The 17,972-nt window shown below is 65.1% G+C and carries 20 protein-coding genes; 10 read left to right on the top strand and 10 right to left on the bottom strand.

The window, feature by feature from the left end:
* Position 1: 1 nt before the first annotated feature.
* Genes HZZ13_RS06070 through HZZ13_RS06060 form a run of 3 tightly spaced genes read left to right on the top strand, consistent with a single transcriptional unit; the run spans position 2 to position 4,527 of the window.
* A complete protein-coding gene (locus HZZ13_RS06070) occupies positions 2-1,606 on the top strand; it encodes a carboxyl transferase domain-containing protein (RefSeq protein WP_197958727.1) in 1,605 nt (534 codons plus the stop codon).
* Between the two features lie 4 nt (positions 1,607-1,610).
* Complete coding sequence (locus HZZ13_RS06065; protein WP_197958726.1) at positions 1,611-3,614, top strand: acetyl/propionyl/methylcrotonyl-CoA carboxylase subunit alpha; 2,004 nt, start codon at positions 1,611-1,613, stop codon at positions 3,612-3,614.
* A gap of 1 nt (position 3,615) precedes the next feature.
* Complete coding sequence (locus HZZ13_RS06060; RefSeq protein WP_197958725.1) at positions 3,616-4,527, top strand: hydroxymethylglutaryl-CoA lyase; 912 nt, start codon at positions 3,616-3,618, stop codon at positions 4,525-4,527.
* Positions 4,528-4,632: 105 nt separating this feature from the next.
* Here the strand turns inward: HZZ13_RS06060 and HZZ13_RS06055 are convergent, their stop codons facing one another.
* The 4 genes from HZZ13_RS06055 to HZZ13_RS06040 form a co-directional block, all read right to left on the bottom strand.
* Positions 4,633-5,559, bottom strand: a complete 927-nt coding sequence (locus HZZ13_RS06055; RefSeq protein WP_197958724.1) for a dihydrodipicolinate synthase family protein — start codon at positions 5,557-5,559, stop codon at positions 4,633-4,635.
* Positions 5,560-5,630: 71 nt separating this feature from the next.
* Positions 5,631-6,614 carry a TRAP transporter substrate-binding protein gene (locus HZZ13_RS06050; RefSeq protein ID WP_197958723.1) on the bottom strand — a complete coding sequence of 328 codons (984 nt, stop codon included), beginning with the start codon at positions 6,612-6,614 and terminating at the stop codon, positions 5,631-5,633.
* A gap of 23 nt (positions 6,615-6,637) precedes the next feature.
* Positions 6,638-7,903, bottom strand: a complete 1,266-nt coding sequence (locus HZZ13_RS06045) for a TRAP transporter large permease (RefSeq protein WP_197958722.1) — start codon at positions 7,901-7,903, stop codon at positions 6,638-6,640.
* Positions 7,903-8,511 carry a TRAP transporter small permease gene (locus tag HZZ13_RS06040; protein WP_197958886.1) on the bottom strand — a complete coding sequence of 203 codons (609 nt, stop codon included), beginning with the start codon at positions 8,509-8,511 and terminating at the stop codon, positions 7,903-7,905. The genes HZZ13_RS06045 and HZZ13_RS06040 overlap by 1 nt, the downstream gene beginning before the upstream one ends.
* Before the next feature lie 229 nt (positions 8,512-8,740).
* Here HZZ13_RS06040 and HZZ13_RS06035 point away from each other — a divergent pair, with 229 nt between their 5' ends.
* Entirely contained in the window at positions 8,741-9,424 is a 684-nt protein-coding gene (locus HZZ13_RS06035; RefSeq protein WP_197958721.1) for a GntR family transcriptional regulator, read from the top strand.
* A gap of 111 nt (positions 9,425-9,535) precedes the next feature.
* Here HZZ13_RS06035 and HZZ13_RS06030 read toward each other — a convergent pair whose 3' ends face one another.
* Genes HZZ13_RS06030 through HZZ13_RS06020 form a run of 3 tightly spaced genes read right to left on the bottom strand, consistent with a single transcriptional unit; the run spans position 9,536 to position 12,464 of the window.
* Positions 9,536-10,894: a TRAP transporter large permease gene (locus HZZ13_RS06030; protein ID WP_197958720.1), complete on the bottom strand. Its 1,359-nt coding sequence runs from the start codon at positions 10,892-10,894 to the stop codon at positions 9,536-9,538.
* Positions 10,891-11,445 carry a TRAP transporter small permease gene (locus tag HZZ13_RS06025; protein ID WP_197958719.1) on the bottom strand — a complete coding sequence of 185 codons (555 nt, stop codon included), beginning with the start codon at positions 11,443-11,445 and terminating at the stop codon, positions 10,891-10,893. Before HZZ13_RS06025 ends, HZZ13_RS06030 begins: the two co-directional genes overlap by 4 nt.
* On the bottom strand, positions 11,442-12,464 hold the full coding sequence (locus HZZ13_RS06020; RefSeq protein WP_197958718.1) for a TRAP transporter substrate-binding protein: 1,023 nt from the start codon (positions 12,462-12,464) through the stop codon (positions 11,442-11,444). Before HZZ13_RS06020 ends, HZZ13_RS06025 begins: the two co-directional genes overlap by 4 nt.
* 317 nt (positions 12,465-12,781) lie before the next feature.
* On the opposite strand from HZZ13_RS06020, the gene HZZ13_RS06015 reads away from it, so the two are divergent.
* Positions 12,782-13,027: a pentapeptide MXKDX repeat protein gene (locus HZZ13_RS06015; RefSeq protein WP_124160874.1), complete on the top strand. Its 246-nt coding sequence runs from the start codon at positions 12,782-12,784 to the stop codon at positions 13,025-13,027.
* A gap of 125 nt (positions 13,028-13,152) precedes the next feature.
* Here HZZ13_RS06015 and HZZ13_RS06010 read toward each other — a convergent pair whose 3' ends face one another.
* Positions 13,153-13,500, bottom strand: coding sequence for a DUF6481 family protein (locus tag HZZ13_RS06010; protein WP_197958717.1), 348 nt, complete (start codon positions 13,498-13,500; stop codon positions 13,153-13,155).
* 264 nt (positions 13,501-13,764) lie between these two features.
* Here HZZ13_RS06010 and HZZ13_RS06005 point away from each other — a divergent pair, with 264 nt between their 5' ends.
* The 3 genes from HZZ13_RS06005 to HZZ13_RS05995 all read left to right on the top strand — a co-directional run bounded on the left by HZZ13_RS06005 (position 13,765) and on the right by HZZ13_RS05995 (position 15,258).
* Positions 13,765-14,001, top strand: coding sequence for a hypothetical protein (locus HZZ13_RS06005; protein ID WP_197952631.1), 237 nt, complete (start codon positions 13,765-13,767; stop codon positions 13,999-14,001).
* A gap of 76 nt (positions 14,002-14,077) precedes the next feature.
* Positions 14,078-14,326: a hypothetical protein gene (locus tag HZZ13_RS06000; RefSeq protein ID WP_197958716.1), complete on the top strand. Its 249-nt coding sequence runs from the start codon at positions 14,078-14,080 to the stop codon at positions 14,324-14,326.
* Positions 14,327-14,499: 173 nt separating this feature from the next.
* Positions 14,500-15,258 carry a hypothetical protein gene (locus tag HZZ13_RS05995; protein ID WP_197958715.1) on the top strand — a complete coding sequence of 253 codons (759 nt, stop codon included), beginning with the start codon at positions 14,500-14,502 and terminating at the stop codon, positions 15,256-15,258.
* A gap of 282 nt (positions 15,259-15,540) precedes the next feature.
* On the opposite strand, the gene HZZ13_RS05990 is transcribed toward HZZ13_RS05995, so the two are convergent.
* Entirely contained in the window at positions 15,541-15,702 is a 162-nt protein-coding gene (locus HZZ13_RS05990) for a hypothetical protein (protein WP_197958714.1), read from the bottom strand.
* A gap of 163 nt (positions 15,703-15,865) precedes the next feature.
* Here HZZ13_RS05990 and HZZ13_RS05985 point away from each other — a divergent pair, with 163 nt between their 5' ends.
* Positions 15,866-16,051 (top strand): hypothetical protein, encoded by a 186-nt coding sequence (locus tag HZZ13_RS05985; RefSeq protein ID WP_197958713.1) that lies wholly within the window; start codon positions 15,866-15,868, stop codon positions 16,049-16,051.
* Positions 16,052-16,345: 294 nt separating this feature from the next.
* Here HZZ13_RS05985 and HZZ13_RS05980 read toward each other — a convergent pair whose 3' ends face one another.
* The gene (locus tag HZZ13_RS05980; protein WP_197958712.1) at positions 16,346-16,573 is read right to left on the bottom strand and encodes a DUF2171 domain-containing protein; all 228 of its coding nucleotides are present in this window, start codon (positions 16,571-16,573) and stop codon (positions 16,346-16,348) included.
* Positions 16,574-16,687: 114 nt separating this feature from the next.
* On the opposite strand from HZZ13_RS05980, the gene HZZ13_RS05975 reads away from it, so the two are divergent.
* Positions 16,688-17,971 carry a hypothetical protein gene (locus HZZ13_RS05975; RefSeq protein ID WP_197958711.1) on the top strand — a complete coding sequence of 428 codons (1,284 nt, stop codon included), beginning with the start codon at positions 16,688-16,690 and terminating at the stop codon, positions 17,969-17,971.
* Position 17,972 lies beyond the last annotated feature (1 nt).

The raw sequence follows: 17,972 nt of genomic DNA, 5'->3' as shown, positions 1-17,972 counted from the left end.
CATGCCGCTCCATTCCAGCATCGATCCGTCTGCATCAGATTTCGCGCGCAATGCCGAGGCCATGCGCGCGCTCGTCGCCGATTTGCGCGAAAAGCTTGCCCAAGTCGCCGGCGGCGGCGGCGAGGCCTCGCGCAAGCGCCACACCGCGCGCGGCAAGATGCTGGCGCGTGAGCGCGTCGACCTCCTGGTCGATCCCGGCACCTCATTCCTGGAGCTGTCGCCGCTCGCGGCCTATGGGCTCTATGGCGGTGACGTGCACTCGGCGAGCGTCATCACGGGGGTGGGCCGCATTTCTGGGCGTGAATGCGTTGTTGTCGCCAACGACGCCACCATCAAGGGCGGCACCTACTACCCGATGACGGTGAAGAAGCATCTGCGCGCGCAGGACATTGCGCGGCAGAACAATCTTCCCTGCGTCTACATGGTGGATTCCGGCGGCGCCTTCCTGCCGCTGCAGGACGAGATCTTTCCGGACGAGCGGCACTTCGGCCGCATCTTCTACAACCAGGCGCAGATGTCCTCCCAGGGCATTCCGCAGATCGCGATCGTGATGGGCTCCTGCACCGCTGGCGGCGCCTATGTGCCGGCGATGTCGGACGAGAGCATCATCGTGCGCAACCAGGGCACCATCTTCCTCGGTGGCCCGCCGCTGGTGAAGGCCGCGACCGGCGAGGTCGTCAGCGCGGAGGAGCTCGGCGGGGCCGACGTGCATTCGCGGCAATCCGGTGTGACCGATCACTACGCCCATAACGATGCGCATGCGATCGGCATCGCCCGGCGTATCGTCGGCACGCTCAAGCCTTCCACGCGGCCGAACCTGAACATGCATCCGCCACGCGATCCGCTGTTCGCGGCGGAGGAGATCTACGGCGTGGTGCCGGTCGACGGCCGCAAGCCGTTCGACGTGCGCGACATCATCGCGCGCATCGTCGACGGCTCGGAGTTCGACGAGTTCAAGAAACTCTATGGCACGACGCTGGTGTGCGGCTTCGCCCATATCTGGGGCTATCCCGTCGGCATCATCGCCAACAACGGCATTCTCTTCAGTGAAAGCTCGCTGAAGGGCGCGCATTTCATCGAGCTGTGCTGCCAGCGCGGCATTCCGCTGGTGTTCCTGCAGAACATCACCGGCTTCATGGTCGGCAAGAAATACGAGGCCGGCGGCATCGCCCGCGATGGCGCCAAGCTGGTGACGGCGGTCGCGACCGCCTCGGTGCCGAAATTCACGGTCGTGATCGGCGGCTCCTATGGTGCCGGCAATTACGGCATGTGCGGGCGCGCCTACGCGCCGCGCTTCCTGTGGATGTGGCCGAACGCGCGCATCTCGGTGATGGGCGGCGAGCAGGCCTCGATGGTGCTGAGCCAGGTCCGCCGCGACAATATCGAGGCCAAGGGCGACAGCTGGTCGAGCGAAGAGGAGGACAAATTCCGCGAGCCCATCCGCGCGCAATATGAGAGCCAGGGCCACCCGTACTACGCGACCGCGCGGCTCTGGGACGACGGCGTGATCGACCCGGCCGACACGCGCCTCGTGCTCGGCCTCGGCCTCTCGGCGGCGTCGAATGCGCCGATCGAGCCCACCAAATTCGGCCTGTTCAGGATGTGATGCGATGGACCGCTCGAAGCTCTACCGGCGTTTTCGCACGCTCCTGATCGCCAACCGCGGCGAGATCGCCTGCCGCGTCATCCGCACCGCCCGTGCCATGGGCCTGCGCACGGTCGCGGTCTATTCCGAGGCGGACCGCGATGCGATGCATGTCGCGCTCGCGGACGAGGCCGTGCTGCTCGGGCCCGCCCGTGCCCGCGACAGCTATCTCAATATTGAGCGGCTGATCGAAGCGGCGAAGAAGACCGGCACTGAAGCCGTACATCCCGGTTACGGCTTCCTCTCCGAGAACGCCGAGTTCGCGCAGGCTTGCTATGACGCCGGCCTCGTCTTCGTCGGTCCGACCGCTGGGATGATGACGGCAATGGGCTCGAAGTCCGGCTCGAAGGCGCTGATGGAGAAGGCCGGCGTGCCGCTGGTATCAGGCTATCACGGAGAGGCCCAGGACGAGGCGACGCTTGCGAGGGCGGCGGACAAGATCGGCTTTCCCGTGCTGGTGAAGGCCTCCGCCGGCGGCGGCGGGCGCGGCATGCGTATCGTGCGGTCCGCCGATGAGTTAGCACCCGCGATCGTCAGCGCCAAACGCGAAGCCAAGGCCGCATTCGGCGACGACCGCATGCTGATTGAAAAGTATGTCGACAATCCCCGGCATATCGAGGTGCAGATCATCGGCGACAGTCACGGCAATCTGCTCTCGCTGTTCGAGCGCGAATGCACCTTGCAGCGCCGGCACCAGAAGGTGATCGAGGAAGCGCCGTCGCCGACGCTCAATCCTGCCCAGCGCGAAACCGTCTGCGCCGCCGCGCGCAAAGCGGCGGCTGCGGTGAACTATGTCGGCGCGGGCACCATCGAGTTCGTCTCCGACGGCAAGGACGTGTTCTTCATCGAGATGAACACGCGCCTCCAGGTCGAGCATCCCGTGACCGAGTTGATCACCGGGGTCGATCTGGTCGAATGGCAGCTGCGCGTCGCCTTCGGCGAGGCGCTGCCGCTGAAGCAGGACGAGATCAGACTCAACGGCCATGCGATCGAGGCGCGCGTCTATGCCGAGAATCCGACCAAGAGCTTCATGCCGTCGGTCGGAAAGATCTCGACCTGGCGCATGCCGGCGGAAACCGGCGGCCTGCGCATCGATGCCGGCTATCGCGAGGGCGATAGCGTCTCGCCTTACTACGATGCGATGCTGGCAAAGACCATTGCATGGGCGCCCACGCGGGACGTCGCGATCGAGCGACTGAACCGCGGGTTGGAAGAGACCGACATCCGCGGCATCGTCACCAACATCCCGTTCCTGTCGGCGCTGATCACGCACCCGAAGGTGCGCGCGAACGCGATCGACACCGGCTTTATTGAGCGCGAGCTGGCCATGCTGACCGCTGCGGCGCCGGCGCCTGGAGAGCTCGAGCTCTGCGCCGCAGTCGCCGCTGTTGTCAACGACGAGCGGCAAGCCGCGCAGGCCGAGGCGAGTTCGCCGTGGCAGACCTTCGGCTGGCAGCCGGTCGGTCGCCGCCAGCGCAGCTTTGCCTTCCGCGTCGGCCATGGTCCGGAGCAGAAGATCACGCTGAACTACGGCAGTGGACCATCGACGCTGGTGATCGGCGAGCGCGAGCTGGCGTTCACGATCGCGGCGAAGGACGGTGGCTTCGACCTGACGCTCGATGGCGTCAAATCGTCAGTCGCAGCGGTGATCGATGGCCATGAGCTGTACTTGCGCACCCGCAACGGCCGTTTCGATCTGCACTGGGTCGATCCGTTCGGCGGCGAGAGCGAGGAGCATGTCGGCGAGGACAAGATCGCAGCGCCCTTGCCCGGCACGGTGGTTGCCGTGCTGGCGGAGGAGGGGGCCACGCTGGAGAAGGGCGCGCCGATCCTCACGCTGGAAGTGATGAAGATGGAACAGACTCTGCGCGCGCCCTATGCCGGCGTGCTGAAATCCATCAAGTGCAAGGTCGGCGACATCGTGCAGGAGGGCGTCGAGCTCGCCGTTGTCGAGCCTGCAGGAGAGTGACATGAGCGACGAGGTCCGCATCATCGAAATGGGGCCGCGCGACGGCCTCCAGAACGAGAAGACGCCCGTCAGCGTCGAGGCGCGCATCGCGTTCGTCGAGGCGCTGGTGGCGGCCGGGCTGCACACCGTGGAGGTCGGCGCCTTCGTCTCGCCCAAGGCCATCCCGCAGATGGCAAGCTCGGACGCCGTGCTGCGCGGCGTTGCCCATGTGAAGGACGCCGAATTTCACGTGCTGGTGCCGAACGAGAAGGGCTATGACGCCGCGCGTGCCGCGGGCGCCAAGGTGGTCTCCGTTTTCGCGGCGGCCTCCGAGGGCTTCTCCCGCGCCAACATCAACTGCACGATTGCGGAGTCCATCGAGCGCTTCAAGCCTGTGCTGGCGCGGGCCAGGGACGATGGCGTCAAGGTGCGCGGCTATATCTCCTGCGTGCTCGGCTGCCCGTTCGATGGCGAGATCAAGCCGAAGGCGGTCGCAGATCTCGCCGATAAGCTGTTCGATCTCGGCTGCTATGAGATTTCGCTCGGCGACACCATCGGTATCGGCACGCCAACCAAGGCCAAGGAGATGCTGCGCGCGGTTGCCGCCAACATTCCCTCAGCCAGGCTCGCGATGCATTTCCACGACACTTACGGCCAGGCGCTCGCCAACCTCTATGCAGGCCTGGAGGAGGGCGTCCGCGTCATCGACGCCGCCGCCGGCGGGCTCGGCGGCTGCCCCTACGCGCCAGGAGCGACCGGCAATGTTGCGACCGAGGATGTCGTCTACATGCTGGAAGGCATGGGGATCAGGACCGGCGTCGATATGGACAAGCTGCTGGCGGCGACCAACGCGATGAGCGGCGTGCTGGGCAAGCCACCCGTGAGCCGCGTGGCATCCGCGCTGAACGCGAAGAAAAAGCGGGCCGTCACCTAGTTCTCCGGCATTGCGAGCGAAGCGAAGCAATCCAGAGTCTTTCCGTTGAGGCGGTCTGGATTGCTTCGTCGCAAGAGCTCCTCGCAATGACGATTGAGAGAACTTTCAAGCCGCCTTCAGCCCGACATCGGGCAGACGCGGCCGGTTCTTCAGCGCCTTCGCCATCATGGCTTCGACCTCGGCCTTTTCCTGCGGCAGCAGTGCCAGGCGCGGCGGGCGGGTCAGCGCGGTGCCGCGGCCCATGATGTGCTCGCACAGCTTGATGCACTGGACGAGGTCCGGGCGGGCGTCGAGATGCAGGAGCGGCATGAACCATTCGTAGAGCGGCATCGCCTCGGCGAAGCGCCCCGCCTTGGCGAGGCGGAACAGCGTCTCGCCCTCGCGCGGGAAGGCGTTGGACATGCCGGAGACCCAGCCGACGGCGCCCATGGCGACGCTCTCGACGATGACGTCGTCGAGACCTGCGAACAGCACGAAACGGTCGCCGACCATGTTGCGGGTGTCGATGAACCGCCGCGTGTCGCCGGAGGAATCCTTGAAGCAGACGACGGTCTCGACGTCGGCGAGCGAGGCGAGGATGTCGGGGGTGACGTCGTTCTTGTAGATCGGCGGGTTGTTGTAGAGCATCACCGGCAGGTCGGTCGCAGAGGCGACGGCGCGGAAATGCGCGGCAGTCTCGTGCGGCTTGGAGGAATAGACCAGCGCCGGCATCACCATGACGCCGTCGATGCCGACGCGTGCGGCCTCCTTTGCGGTCTCCACCGCAAACGCGGTGGTGAATTCGGCGATGCCGCACAGCACGGGCACGCGGCCCTTCGCGACCGACTTCGCGGCCTCCATGATCGCGACCTTCTCCTTGCGCTCCAGCGAGGTGTTCTCGCCGACCGAGCCGCAGACGATCAGGCCGGAGACGCCGTCGCGGATCAAGCCGTCCATCACCTTGGCGGTCGCGTCGATGTCGAGCGAGAGATCGTCGTGGAACTGGGTGGTGACGGCCGGGAAGACGCCTTTCCAGGCAACGCGGCGGCTCATGATTTGACTCCAGTGATTATGCCGGCGGGGGCTGGAGCCGCCGGCTTTTGTGAAAGGGATGGCGGATGGGATCAGAGCGTCGCGCCGACCTTGCGTAGCTCGGCGAGGACGGGGGCCTTGGGCAGCCAGATCTTGTCGAACTCGGCAATCACGGCCTCGGTGTCCTTGGCATCGACCTGGCGGATCGGGATCGGCGCGTTCTTGAAGTTCTCGATCAGCGTGGGCTCGTTGCCGGCGAGCTCGTCGATCTGCGCGTCCAGCGTCGTCTTGATCGTTTTCGTGATCAGCTCGCGGTCCGCGGCGGGCAACGATTGCCAGACGCGGCCGGAGACGACCGCGGCCATCGGCATGAAGACGGCGTTCATCTGCAGGATCACCTTCGACACCTTGTCGAAGCGCTGGTTCCAGGAGAATTCGAGATCGGCTTCGAGGCCGTCGACCTGGCCGTTGGCCATGGCGTCGAACACCTGCGGCGTCGGGATCGGCGTCGGCGCGGCCCCGAGCGAGGAATAGAAATCGCGGTAGACCGGCGTCGGGTTGATGCGCAGCTTCATGCCCTTGATGTCGGCCAGCGAATTCAGGTCCTTGGATGAGAACACCGCGCGCATGCCAGTGATGCCCCAGCCGAGCCCGATCGTGCCGGTCTCCTGCGGCAGCACCTCGAACAGCTTCACCGCTGCCGGATGCCGCACGAACTTTGCCACCGCCGGCGTCGAGCGCACGATATAGGGCGCGTTGATCGCGGCAATGTGCGGCACGCGCGAGCCGAGCTCGGCGGCCTGGATGAAGCCCATGTCGAGCGCGCCGGACTGCAATTGCTGCATCATCGCGGTCTCGTTGCCGAGCTGGCCGGAGTGAAACACGGTCAGGGTCAGGCGGCCATTGGTGGCGGCCTTGAGCTCGTCGCCGAATTTGAGCGCGGCCTTGTTCCAGGAATGGCCGTTGGGCGTGATCAGGCCGAGGCGGAATTCCCTGGCCTGGGCGAGTGCCAGCGACGGGGCGAACACCGAGGCGGCGGCACTGGCGGCGAGAAAGCGGCGGCGGGAAAGCGGCATGGTCGGGCTCCTTTCGGATGGGACTATTTGACGAGGATCAGCGAGAGCGACGGATAGAGCGAGAGCAGCACCAGGAGGACGCAGGAGATGACGAAGAAGGGCAGCGTCACCATGAACATCCTGCCGGGCTTGGCGCCGGTGACGGCGGCCGCGACGAAGAAGCAGAGCCCGACCGGCGGCGACAAGAGGCCGAGCACGAGGTTGATCACCACGACGACGCCGAACTGCCGGGGATCGATGTGATAGATTTCCGTTGCGACCGGCAGCAGGATGGGCACGGTCATGATCAGGCCGGGAATGCCGTCGATCACAGTGCCGATCACCAGCAGGATGACGTTGCAGATCAGCATGAAGCTGACGGGATCCTTGGCGGCGGTCTGGATCCAGGCGGCGGTCTCCTGCGGCACCTTGCCGAAGATCAGCACCCAGGAGAACACGGCGGCGGCCGCCACCAGGAACAGCACGATCGCCGAATAGATCGCGCTTCGCAGCATCATCTGCGGCAGCTGCGAGAACTCGAACTCCTTGGTCCAGAACTTTCCGACCAGGGCCGCGGCAACGGCGCCGACGGCGGCCGATTCCGTCGCGTTGGCGAGGCCGCCGAGGATGGTGCCGACGATGACGATCGGAATCAGCAGCGTCGGCGAGGTCCGCAGGATGGTCATGACACGCTGGCGCGGCGTCTGATAGTCGGCGCGGGGATAGTTGTAGATGTAGCCCATCAGCGCGATGACGAGACAGAACATCACGGTGAGGATGACGCCCGGCACGATGCCGGCGATCAGCATGTCGCTGACCGAGACCTGCGCCAGCACGCTGTAGACCACGAACATCACCGAGGGCGGGATGATCGGGCCGAGCATGCCGCCATAGGCGGTGAGGCCGGCCGCGAATGTCTTGTCGTAGCCCTTCTTCTCCATCTCGGGGACCATGATCTGCGCCATGATCGCCACCTGCGCGGTCGCCGATCCCAGGATGGACGAGATGAACATGTTGGCGAGAATGTTGACGTAGGCGAGCCCGCCCTTGAGCGAGCCGACGAAGGCCATCGCCATGTCGACGATGCGCCGCGTGATGCCGCCGCCGTTCATGATCTCGCCGATCAGGATGAACAGCGGGATCGCGATCAGGCCGTAGCTGTCGACGCCGCCGAACAGCTGCAGCGGGTAGGATTGGAACAGCACCGGGTTGCCTGAGGCGGCGATGTAGACGAGACCGGCGAGGCAGAGGCAGAGGCCGATCGGTACGCCGACCAGCATGAACGCCATGAAAGCTGCTGACGTGATCATCAATTGACCCCGTCGAGCTCGGAGAGCTGGAAGCCCCTCGGCGGCGTTCGCGGGACCAGCTCGAGATCTTCCAGCAGGTTGGCGAGACCATGAATGGTCATCGACACCGCGAAGATCGGCAGCGTCAGATAGAGCACCCAGGTCGGCCAGTTCAGCGTCTGCGTGCGCTCGGTGTAGAGAAAGTTGAAGGTGTCGGCGGCCAGCTTGCGCCCGTCGAAGCCGGCGCGGGCGAGGCCGATCGGGTCCATCCAGAGCACGCAGGTGACGATCAGCGCGAGGCCGAACACCACGACGAGGCCGGTCGAGATCACCTTCGCGACCTTTTGGTGCTGCGGCGACAGGCGTTCCGTCAGCATGGTCACTGCGAAATCGAGCCGCAGCCGCGTCATCGCGGACGCCCCGATGAAGGTCAGCCAGACCACGCAATAAACGGCGGATTCGTCGATCCAGTAGATCGGGAAGTGCGAGTAGCGGGTGACGACGTTCACCAGGATCAGGCCGGTGAGCAGGTACATCAGGCCCATCAGCGCCAGCCGCTCGAAGGCCAGCAGGGCGCTCGACGTCCGGACGATCGTGCGTCGGAGGCTGAGTGCGCGCGTGGCCGGCATGGTCTGCTCGATCATGAAAGAGGCCCCAACCCCGAAAGATTTGTCGTGCGATTGCCAAATGTATAATTTATACATTTTGGGAGTCAAACGGAGTTTGCGGTCATTTCAGCGGCAGGGCGCGCTTTTGCTGAGCACTCGTTTGGGAGCGCTCGGCTTTTGCCGGGCAGCTCAACATGCAAGACAGGGACCGCGTCGGCCGCACGAGTCGGGAAGGACAACGGACGATCAGATGAAACAGCCTCTGAAGCACCGCACCCTGTCGGCCGCGATCGTCGACCAGCTCCGCCAGGCGATCCTCGACGGCACCTATCAGGCTGGATCGCAGCTGCGCCAGGACGCGCTTGGCGAGGCCTATGGCGTCAGCCGCATTCCGGTGCGCGAGGCGCTATTCCAGCTCGAGGCAGAAGGCCTGGTGCGGATCGTGCCGCAAAGGGGCGCCATCGTCTCGGAGCTGTCGCTGGACGAAATCAACGACGTCTTCGACCTGCGCCGCATCCTGGAGCCGCGGCTGCTGGCGCAGTCGGCGCCGCGTTTCACCCCAGACGATTTCGAAGGGCTCGACGACATCCACCGGAGCTTCGAGAAGGCGATCAAGGCGCGCAACGTCAGTGAATGGGGCCAGCTCAACGCCGACTTCCATATGGCGCTCTACGTCCACGCCCCGCAGCCGCGCACGCGCGCGATCGTGCTGTCGCTGCTGCAGACCAGCGACCGCTACACGCGCCTGCAGCTCTCCAACACCAAGGCGATGGGCATCGCCGAGAAGGAGCACGCCCAGCTGATCGCGCTGTGCCGTGCACAGAAGGTGGAGGAGGCCTGCCGGTTTTTGGAGCGGCACATCGAGGCCGTGCGCAAGGATCTGTTGCAGGTGGTGGCGAACGCGCCGAAGCAGCGGCGGAAGGGCGAGGCGTAGTCGATGCGCCCGTAGGATGGGTAGAGCGCAGCGAAACCCATCAATTCCGTCCGCGCGGGGAGACGATGGGTTTCGCTGCGCTCTACCCATCCTACGGCAGTTGTGATCGCGTCATCTGCTCCCGTCCGGCCCCATCACCAGATCCGGCAGCCAGGTTGAAATTCCCGGCACGAGGCACAGCAGCAGCACTGCGAGCATCATCAAGAGCACGAAGGGCAGGGTGCCCCAGATCACCTCGCGCAGGGGAATGTCCGGCGCGACGTTGCGGATGACGAAGATGTTGAGACCGACCGGCGGATGGATCAGCCCCATCTCCATCACGATGGTCATGACCACGCCGAACCAGATGATGTCGAAGTTCGCGGCGCGGAGCGGCGGCAGGATGATCGGCGCCGTCATCAGGATGATCGAGACCGGCGGCAGGAAGAAGCCGAGCACCACGACCATGACGAGGATCGCGAACAGCAGCTCCCAGCGCGGCAGGTGCATCGCGACGATGGATTCGGCGACCGATTGCGAGATGTGCAGATAGCTCATCACGTAGGAATAGAGCAGCGACATGCCGATGATCATCATCAGCATGGTCGATTCCCGGATCGTCGACTTCATGATCGGCGCGAGGTCGCTCGGGCGCCACACACTGTAGATCGCGGCGATCAGCGCCAGCGCGAGGAGGCCGCCGAGGCCGGCGGTCTCCGACGGCGTGGCATAGCCGCCATAGAGCGCGATCATGACGCCGGTGAGCAGCAGCACGAAGGGGATCACGCGCGGCAGCACGCTGAAGCGTTCGGCAAGCGTATACTCGTCCCGGGTCAGGATCGCAGCCTCCGGGCCGCCATCCTTGTAGACCGCTTCGGCCGCCCTGTATTCCTGGCGGAAGCGGATCACGGCATAGGCGCCGAACAGCGTGACCAGCAGCAGGCCCGGCCCGATGCCGGCGAGGAACAGCCGCCCCAGCGACTTTTCGGCGGCGACCGCGAACAGGATCATGGTGATGGAGGGCGGAAGCAGGATGCCGAGTGTGCCACCCGCCGCGATGATGCCAGCGGCGAAGCCGCCGGAATAGCCGCGCTTGCGCATCTCGGGGATACCGGCCGAGCCGATCGCCGAGCAGGTCGCGGGCGAGGAGCCCGCCATCGCCGCGAACAAGGCGCAGGCGAACACGTTGGCGACGCCGAGCCCGCCTGGCACGCGATGCAGCCAGGCATGCAGCGCCGAATAGAGATCCTGGCCCGCGCGCGACTTGCCGATCGCCGCGCCCTTCAGGATGAAGAGCGGGATCGACAACAGCGTGATCGAGGCCATCTCCTCGTAGACGTTCTGTGTCACCGTATCGAGCGAGGCCGAGGGCATGTAGATGCCCATGAACACGACGGCGACGGCGCCGAGCGCGAACGCAATCGGCATCCCTGAGAACATCACCAGCAGCGTCGCAATGCCGTAGGCGAGGCCAATGCCGAAAACGCTCATGGCCGCTTGGCTCCGGTGAAGGGCAGCGCTAGCTGCACGAGGATCTGGAGGCAGAGCAGGCTCATCCCGAGCGCCATCAGCGCGTAGGGAATGGCGAGCGGCGGCGACCACATCGAGTTGGAGACCTGGCCGTCGACATAGGCCTCATGGGCCAGGGTCCACGACTTCCAGGTGAAGAAGGCGCAGAACAGGAACGTGGCGGCATCGACCAGCCAGAGGCGAACCTTGTTCGCGAATGGCGACAGCAGGCCGACGAAGGCCTCGATGCCGATATGACCGCGGTTCTGCTGCACATAGGCGGCCGTCATGAAGGTCGCGCCGACCAGGAGGAACACGGCGGCCTCGTCCTGCCAGTAGTTGGCGGCTTTGAACAGCGCGCGGCTGAGCACACTATAGCTCAGGATGATGCAGGCCGCGACCAGCGCAATCGCGGCGAACACGACGATGATGCTGTTGAGGACGGCGAGACCGCGATCGATCGCCGCCGCAGGGCCGTTCCCTGCGGCAACGCTCGCCCGGTCGTCACGATCCGGAAGCGGACCGTGGCTCATGCCGCGACGTCGACGGCGAGCTTGAGCAGGTTTGCGGCGGTCGCGGTCTTGGCGCTGTAGTCCTTCCACGCGGTGTCGCGGGCGATGTCGCGCCACTTGCCGACGGTCGCGGCATCGAGCACCGAGATCTTGGCGCCGGCCTTTTCGTAGACCTTGGCGACCTCGATATCGTCGTCCTGCGCGCCCTTGCGGCCGAAGGCTTCGAGCTCGGTGCCGACCGCGAGCAGGATGTCCTGATGATTCTTCGGCAGCTTGTCGAAAATCGTCTTCGACATCATCAGCGGCTCGAGCATGAACCAGTACGAGGTGCCCGCGCCTGATGTCAGCGACTTCGCGACCTCTTCGAGCCGGAACGAGATCAGGCTGGTGGAGGAGGTGATGCCGGCATCGCAGGCGCCGGTCTGCATCGCCGCGTAGATTTCGTTCGACGGCACCGACAGCACCGAGGCGCCGGCGGTCTGCAGCACCATGTCCATCTCGCGCGAGCCGCCGCGCACCTTCATGCCCTTGGCATCCTCGGGCGCGACGATCGGCTTGGAGCGGCTGGCGACGCCGCCGGCTTGCCAGACCCAGGTAAGCAGGATGATGCCCTTGTCGGCGAGGAAGTCGGTGAGCGTCTTGCCGACGGGCTCCTTCTTCCAGCGCAGGCCCTGATCGTAGGTGGTCACCAGGCCCGGCATCAGACCGATATTGGTTTCCGGCAGCTCGCCGCCGGCATAAGGCATCGGATAGAGGCTGATATCGAGCGCGCCCTTGCGCATGGCGGAGAACTGCGCGTTGGTCTTGATCAGCGAGGAGTTCGGATAGATCTCGGCGGCAATGTCGCCATTGCTGCGCTTGGCAACTTCAGCGGCGAACATGCGACACAACCGGTCGCGAAAGTCGCCCTTGTCGATGGTGCCCCCCGGAAATTGATGTGAGATCTTCAGCGTGGTCGCGGCCTGCGCGGTGCCAGTGCCAAAGCGCAGGATGGCGGGGGCCGCGACGGCGGTCGCGAGCAGATGGCGGCGCGTAATCATGGTGATTCCCTCGGACTGTTCTTGTTGGTGTGATTTGGGTCGGGTCTTGTCAGACCGGCGTTCAGGCCCATCCTAGCCGGTCTCCCACCCGATATTCTCTCATCTGATAGTTCGAGACCGAACACCGCGGCAAGTGCCGGCCGTGCTGCGCTGCACACTCCCGATGTCTTGCGCGCCGGGGATTTTGCCAGCGTCGGATTCCGGAAGGGCCCGCCAAAATTTATTGGCGGCGGCGTAACAACGCTGACTGGTGATCCGTCGACATCAATTAGCGGCGTCCGTCGCTGACAAACACCATCTCGAAGGAAAAATGAACCATGACCATTCGCACCCGCATCGTGCTCGGCGTCTCGGCTGCCGCTCTCTCGCTAGGCCTCGCGTTTGCGCCGGCCGCCTTTGCTCAGGACAAGATGGGCAAGGATGACGGCATGATGAAAAAGGACACGATGTCCAAGGACGGCATGATGAAGAAGGACACCATGTCCAAGGACGGCATGATGAAGAAGGACCACATGTCGAAGGACGGCATGAAGAAGGACGACGGGATGATGAAGAAGAACTGATCCCCGGTCGTCGTCGCGCATGGCCCATTGGCGGGCCGCGCGCTCTCGCATTCCGGCGGCGGCATATGAGGTCGCCTCCGGAATATCGGTTCAATTCAAGTTCAATTGACCGTGACTAGGGAATATTACTTGCGCTTCGCCTTGCGCGCGGCGTAGCGCGCGTCGCGCTTGGCCTTCTGCTCGGCCTCGAGCGCAGCCTGCCTCTCAGCGGCTTCCTGGGCTTCCCGCGCGATCCGCGCAGCTTCGGCTGCCTTGGCCTCTTCCTCGAGGCGCTTCTGCTCGGCCTTTTCGGCCTCGCGCGCAGCCTTTGCCTCGGCACGCTTGGCCGCGAGTGCCTCGCGTTCAGCGCGGCGCGCGATCACCGCCGGGTCATCGGGGCCTGGCTGCGATTTGAACTTGTTCAAAAGATTCTTGCGGGCGTCCTGAGCCGCCTTTTGCCGGTCTGCGAAGCCGGGTTCCCTGAATCCACTCATCGACGAGCCTTGTCTTCCTCGCTTTCGATCCTACATCGGTGCCTGTTGGTACGTCGGCTGGGCATAGCAGGCGCCACGCGACGCAGAAGCGTGTACATCTTCGCGCGTCGCGAAGCCACCCATAATCGCAGCCGATCAGGTCAACGAAAAATCGCCCCCCGACGATCTCTCGTAGCCCGAAAAAACTGCTGAAATGTGATCTCCCTCATAAGGGAGCACACGGGCGACGCCTAGCGTCCGCCCGCTACGAGACGGAGCACGGGCATGACGATCTCAAGACCAAGCCTGAAGGCGCTCGCGATTGCCTTCGCCCTGGCGGGCGTGGCCGGCGCCGCGCTGCTGCTGGCTCGTCCGCAGCCCATTGAAAGTGCAGTGCTGGGAGCGGATTGGGAGTGCACCCAGACCGCGTTCGTGCTCACGAGTTGCGCACCGCGGGTCCAGCAGGCGATCCCTGCGGTCGAAACCTCGCGCAGGGATCCGGTCCCGCCGACGCGGGGCTGACCAGGGTCGGCTGATCGGGATGTGACGCGACGCCGCAGAGGTGGTAAAGCCAGCGGGCCAGCGAGACCAGGCGGCCATGTCGAAGCCAGAGTCCAGATCCGAGCCGGGCGAGGAGCCCCATGCTCGACCGAACCGTCGGCCCAAGCGTCCGTCCACGCCTCCGTCCGTCGGCGACCGCCGCGGCGCGCTCGCAGGATTGATCATCGCGGTCGTGATCCTCGGCGTCGGCTGGTGGCTTGCCCGGGATCTGACGGCAGCCAGCAAGATGCAGGATTGCCTGATGTCCGGGCGAAGCAATTGCAACGTGATCGAACCGGCTCGCTAGGCGCGCTCCAGCACGGCCGATGGGGCCGAACGAATGCCCTGATCTTAATCATTTGTAACGGGACTTAGCCGATCAAGCAGGGCAGTGATTTCGGCCGGCATCAGCCCGGCGCGCGGCGATTCGTCGATCGCGCCCGGGAATCGTGGCCATGAGAGAGCAGGGGGCGAGCACGCATGAGTGCGTCCAAACGCATCAAGATCATCATTCCCGCGGTTTCCGCCATCTCGTTGCTCGCGCTGTCGGTGCAGGCGCAAGAGGCCAGGCCGCCGAAAGATGCCGGCCCACCGCTGGCCGGGCCGGCTGCAGGTGCACCGCCACAGGCCAATCCCACCACGCGCAGGGGCCCTCCGTCGCAGCAGGCGACCCGGCCTGCTCAGCCCGCTGGTCAGCCCCATGCGGGTCACAGTGCGGGCGGCCCGCAGCCCGGACGTCCCGTCGCGCGCGGTCCTGCTCCCGCACGTGATTGGGGTGGACACACCTATCGCGGCAATCTTGCCTGGGAGGGTGGACGCTGGCGCCACGAAGTCCGCCATGGCCGGTCCGGCTGGTGGTGGGACGTTGGCGGCGTCTGGTACTATTATCCGCAGCGTATGGTTGGCCCGCCGGCCTACATCTCGGAGGATTATATCGACGACGTGCCGGTGGCCTACGACCCGCCTCCGGTGGCCTATGCGCCGCCACCTCCGCCGCCGCCACCGGCTGATCCCGGCGCCAGCGCGCTTGGCGGCGCGCTCGTCGGTGGCCTGCTGGGCGGACTGATCTCAGGCAATGCAACCGGGGCCGCCGCCGGCGCGGTCCTCGGCGGTGCGACGGGCGCAATCGCCGGCGCGACCGCGGCGTCCCAGCCCGGCTATTACTGGGCGGAGGGCACCTGCTACTACCGCTACCCGAACGGCCAATATGTGCAGGCCGATCCCCGCGCCTGCTATTGAGTTTTCCAGTCCGGGATTGGACCAGGAGGCGGGCTTCGGCCCGCCTCATCCTTTTGCGCGCCGGCGGTTGCTTTGAATTAGCTCTGGTGCCCGTCGCCCCCTCACGTCAATTTCAAAGAAAAATGACGGGATGATTCGCAGGGGATGTGGGACATGCTGGATGCCATCCAGATCAGCGCGGCGCTCTGGGCCATGATCGTTTGTGCCGGAATTAAACTCTCGCAGGCGTTGCCCTACCTGCTCTAAGGCGGGATGGGCGGGCAGGCCAATTGCCTTGGTCCGTCAGGACACGAGCCAGTCGAAGAACGTGATCGAGGCCCAGACCAGGCCGGCGATCCAGGCCACCATGACGACGGCGATGGTGCCGAGATAGGCGACGCCGAGCAGGTCCGCGCGAGGTCGCTGCGTCGGGACGATGACTTCGGTTGCTGCTTTGCGTGTCATGGCCGGACATCACCAATGAAGCCTCTGCAGCTGTTTAGCGGAGATGCCGCGGACATGCTGTGACGTGGTTCACAGATCGGTCCACGAGGCTGGCGGGGACCCCGCAATCATACGGACCGAAATTGCCACGCGCTTGTCCAGATGGCCGGCTAGAGTCTGCCTCATGTACACCGAGTACGATCCGCAACATGAGGCCGAGGCCGCAATGAAGCGTGCCGCGGAGGCCGAGGGTGCCGACAGGCAACGGCTGATCCAGCTGGCGCTGGCATGGCACGAACTCGCCCGCGATCTGCGCGATGAGCAAGCCGGCCCCTCGCATCCAGCCGGGCACAGGCATCCGGCCCGATAGCGCGGACACGAGAAAAACCCCGTGCTCGGGGGACAAGCACGGGGTCCTTCAAAGCCGACCGGGGCTGGCGGGTCGGCACCACTCAGTTCGGCTACCCAACGCGCTGATCGCGCATTCGTTCCCGACCGATGCGCGGCGCTGAAGTGCATCGAATTGCAGCGACCTTCCGGCGTTGCAGGAAGCCATCGTTAACGAATGCTCCGTGACCGAAATTGCGAACGCGATTCGGGCCTCGCGAACGAAGCGGAGTCGGATCGTGAACAAACAAAAAGCCCCCCGCAGGGACTCAGTGTTTCACGCGGCTTCCGTCTTCGGGACGACGTCGGCATTCACCGACAGCTTGACGACGTCGCCTTCGACGGCGCCGACATATTTCGTGTCGATGTAGTGATGATGGTCCTTGTGACCTTCCGGGCTGTCCTTGCGCGTCAGCTTGATGCGGTTGCCTTCGACGCGATCGACGGTGCCGACATGGGCGCCGTCCTTGCCGATGATTTTCATGTGCTCTCTGATGTCAGCCATGCTGTCCTCCTTGCATGGGGACAACTGCGCAGGCGCCTGTTCGTTGCAGCAGGCCTGTTGGACCCGCCGCGATTTCCGGACGTTGACGCCTGATTGGATCTGTCAAGAAGCGCAATGGAGACCATTCGGGCCTATCTGGAACGCAAGCACGAGGAACTCAGGCTGTTGAACGACGGCCTGAGAAACCCGCTCGATTTGGCGCATCCGTGTTCCGTTGACGACGTCGTCAGGTTCAAATTCCAGATCACTGCGGCGCTCAGGGCGGAGCACGAACTGCAGGAGTGGAAGGCGACGGAGACAGCCTGGTCGCACACGGCCGCTCCCGCCAGCGGGCCGTTCGAGTTCATCTACGACTACCAGCGGGCCGATCTCACGGTACGCGGCCCGTCGTTCTACCAGCTCGACGACGCCTGCACGAGCACGGCGATCTACACCGCCTCAGGGATGGCTGCGATCTCCGCGGTGCTGCTTGCCTCTGCGCGGATCGTCGAGAAGGCCGATATCCTGGTGCTGCCAGGCTCCTATGGTGAGACGCTGGAGCTGATCCGAAGCTTCATGCCGCACTTGCGGATCGATGCATTGAAGCTGCCGCTGGGCGATGCGTTGGCCCGGGGGAGCTCGCCGCGAATCCTGCTGCTGGATTCCTGCTCCGTCGCCGGCGCCATCGAGGCGGTGCTGCGCCGTGACGGCTCGGGCCTCGATCTCCTGATTTTCGATACGACGTGCTTTGCCGGCAGGTCAGGCCGCGTCAGGCGCGTCATGCGGTGGGCCGGGCGATGCGGAATTGCGATGGTGCTGGTGCGAAGCCACAACAAGCTCGATTCGCTCGGAGCGGAATATGGCCGGCTCGGCTCGGCCGTGTTCGTGCACGGGCCTGAGCATCGGCTGCGGGCAGGGCGCGTTGAATGGACACGTCTCGCGTCCGAAACCCGCAACGCAGTGCGGCTGCTCGGCGGCGCGGCATTGCCGGCCCACTTTCCGCCCTTCGCCGGCAGCGCGGCCTATTGGGCGCTGACGAAGCGGCGCGTGGCGGCGATTTTGCGTAACGGCCGAAGCTCGGCGCGATACTTTGCCGCCGAGATCCCGGCGCTCGCCGCTCAGCTTCGCTTCGCTCACGGGCTATACGTGACCCTTCGCGGAAGGCGCGCGCTCGACGAGGCGGCAGCGCGGCAGGCGGCCGAGGACATGAGCTGCGAATTGCGCCGCGACGGCTTTCCCATCCGCCACGCCGGCAGCTTCGGCTTCGATTTCGCCGCGACCGAATGGTTTCACGACGCGACGACGGACCAGTACAGCGTCCGGGTGGCGGTCCCGGACCTGCCGACGGAGCTGTGGGACGATCTCACCGCGGCCATTGGCCGGTGGTGGCGCGGTCATCAACGGGCAAACGGTGGATAGG

Source organism: Bradyrhizobium agreste, from assembly GCF_016031625.1.
Taxonomy (GTDB): Bacteria; Pseudomonadota; Alphaproteobacteria; order Rhizobiales; family Xanthobacteraceae; genus Bradyrhizobium; species Bradyrhizobium agreste.
This window is presented reverse-complemented; position numbering and strand designations above follow the sequence as displayed.